This window comes from Agathobacter ruminis (genome assembly GCF_002735305.1).
GTDB lineage: Bacteria > Bacillota > Clostridia > Lachnospirales > Lachnospiraceae > Roseburia > Roseburia ruminis.
Genome location: NZ_PDYG01000084.1, coordinates 1 through 359, shown reverse-complemented (window position 1 = coordinate 359; position 359 = coordinate 1). Strand labels below are relative to the sequence as shown.

1 protein-coding gene is annotated in these 359 nt (G+C 32.0%); it reads right to left on the bottom strand.

Annotated features, from left to right (window positions below; all coding sequences use genetic code 11):
* A partial coding sequence (locus tag CSX02_RS09930; RefSeq protein WP_143248171.1) for a hypothetical protein occupies positions 1-278 on the bottom strand: 278 nt, incomplete at its 3' end.
* Positions 279-359 lie beyond the last annotated feature (81 nt).

Sequence of the window (359 nt, the reverse complement as noted above, 5' to 3'; positions counted from 1 at the left end):
TCATATCCTAAAAAACATAGTTTTTCATCTTCTATTGGTTCTTCGCTCACAATTATCATCTCGATATCGCGATAGATTAGGCGAAATTTTCTATATAATGCAACATATTCGTCAAACAAATCTATAACATCATCTACATCTAGATCCATTTCATAATAACGACACAAGTCCTTTGTTTCTTCAATGGACATCCCTCTTTTTAATTCCCACTTCGGAAAGCATCTGTCAAATCCCCTATAACCATGTTCATCCTTGCGATTTACAATTTTAATCCACATTTATAATTTCCATTCCTATTATTTGAACAAATTCACAAGATAGTTATACACCTTCTCGGATATAAATATATGCACATCATC